Here is a 2,341-nt window from a genome sequence, read left to right on the forward strand (position 1 = left end):
CGCAGGCGCTGCGTGCGAAAGGCGCCCGGCCCGTCTTCATCTGCCATGCCGGTTTCTCCGGCGTCTTTGCCGACTATGGTTTCCAGGAATACCAGTTGCCAACCGACGAGCCGCTGAGCGAGAGCCAACGTCAGAGCTACTGGCAGGCTTTCGTGCGCCGGCCCTGCCGCATTTCAGGCTGAGCCCGATCGACCAGCTTGAGACCTATGTCGCTCCGACCTGGCAGGCCATCGTCGACACCGCGGTCAATGCCGAGGCGCCGCTGCGCCAATTGCTGGCACGGCTCAAGCCGGATGCCGTGGTGCTCGACAATGTCATCATGTTCCCGGCGATCGCCGCCGCCGGCTGTCCGTGGGTGCGCGTCGTCTCCTGCGCCGAGACCGAGCTGCCGGACGCCAATGTGCCGCCCTATCTGTCGGGGCTTGGCGTGGACGACCCGCAACGCGCGGCGTTCGAGGCCAGGTATCTGGCGGCTTGCGCGCCGGCGCATGACCGCTTCAACCGCTTCCGGGCGGATGCCGGACTGGGGCCGCTGCCGAAGGGTCAGTTCCTCGAGACGTCGCCCGATCTCAACCTGCTGCTGACGCCGACGATCGTGCGCCGCGAGCGTGCCGAGCCGCTCGACCCCGCGCGCTTCGTCTATCTCGAGGGCTGCGTGCGTTCTGAAGGGCCGTTCGAGGTGCCGGTGTTCCCGCGCAATGGCGGGCCGCTGGTCTATGTCAGCTTCGGCAGCCTGGGTGCCATGGATGTCGGCCTGATCGAGCGCATGCTGGTGGTGTTCGACAGGCTGCCGGCGCGCTTCATCGTCAATGCCGGCGGCCTGCGCGACGCTTACCGCGCGGTGCCGGACAATGTCTATCTCGACGCCTGGTTTCCGCAGCCCTCGGTGGTGGCGAAGTCGGATCTGTTCATCCATCACGGCGGCAACAACAGTTTTTGCGAAGCGCTGCGCTTCGGCGTGCCGTCGCTGATCATGCCCTATTGCTGGGATGGACACGACAACGCGCAACGCGCCGAAGAGACCGGCACCGGCGACCATATCGGCCGTGACGGCTGGACCGAAGGAGTGTTGGAGAAAGCCATTCTCGGCCTGCTGGCCGACGATGCCATGCGCGCCCGCCTCAAGGACAATGCAGCCCAAATGGCGCTGAAACCCGGAACGGATGCGGCCGCGCAAGCCATACTCTCTCTGATACGGATTTGAACGAAAATGCCTGACAACAACACGAACATCTCGCTCTCCAGCGGCAACGATGCCAAGGCCTGGCTGGCCCGGCACGGCATCAACGAAGTCGAGTGCCTGGTGCCCGACATGAACGGCGTCCTGCGCGGCAAGGCCTTGCCGACGGCCAAATTCCTCCAGGCGCTTGAAGACCGCGCGCTCTATCTGCCGAGCAGCGCTTTCCTGGTCAGCATCGACGGCCGCTATTCCGGCTCGATCGACGAGGGTTTTGCCTATTCGGATCCGGACATGCGCATGGTGCCTGATGTATCGACGCTCTGCCTGGCGCCGGGTGCCGCTCCCGGCAAGGCCTATGTCTTTGCCGATGCCTTCCATATGGACGGCCGGCCCTGGATGGCCTCGCCGCGCCATGTGCTCAGGGCCGTGCTCGACCTCTACGCCAAGCGCGGCTGGCGGGCGGTGGTGGCGCCCGAGGTGGAATTCTATCTCACCGCGCCCAATCCGGATCCGGACCGTCCGCTGACCGCCCCGGTCGGCGCCAATGGCCGCGCCGAGACCGTGCAGCATCCCTACGATATGGCCGGGCTCGAGGAGTTCGAGCCGGTGATCCGCCGCATTTACGATTATGCGGCGGCGGCCGGCCTGCCGCTCGACACGCTGATCCATGAGTCGGGAACCGCGCAGTTGGAGATCAACTTCCTGCATGGCGATGCGCTGCCGCTGGCCGACAAGGTGCTGCTGTTCAAGCGGCTGACGCGCCAGGCCGCGCAGCAAAGCGGCATGCACGCCACCTTCATGGCCAAGCCGATCGCCGCACAGGCCGGCAGCTCCATGCATCTGCACATGTCGGTCATCGACGAGGCCGGCAGGACTTTGTTTGCCGGCAGCGACGATGCCGACACCGCAATGTTTGGCCACTTCATCGGCGGCCTGCAGAAATATGTCCCCGAAATCATGCCGCTGTTCGCGCCCAACGTGAACTCGTTCCGCCGCATCAGGCCGAACCACAGCGCGCCGGCCAACATCGAATGGTCGCATGACAACCGCTCCTGCGGCCTGCGCGTGCCGGCCGGCGGCCGCGCCGCGCGGCGGGTGGAGAACCGGCTTCCGGGCGCGGATTCCAATCCTTACCTGGCGATCGCCGGCTCGCTGCTTGCC

The 2,341-nt window shown here is 66.0% G+C and carries 1 protein-coding gene and 1 pseudogene; both read left to right on the top strand.

The window, feature by feature from the left end:
* Positions 1–1,204: pseudogene (locus EN994_RS27605) on the top strand (glycosyltransferase); the annotation flags it as partial.
* Between the two features lie 6 nt (positions 1,205–1,210).
* Positions 1,211–2,341: glutamine synthetase family protein (locus EN994_RS27610; RefSeq protein WP_164746251.1), on the top strand; the 1,131-nt coding region annotated here is incomplete at its 3' end.

The sequence above is a fragment of the Mesorhizobium sp. M7A.F.Ca.CA.002.09.1.1 genome (genome assembly GCF_003998555.1).
Lineage (GTDB): Bacteria > Pseudomonadota > Alphaproteobacteria > Rhizobiales > Rhizobiaceae > Mesorhizobium > Mesorhizobium ciceri.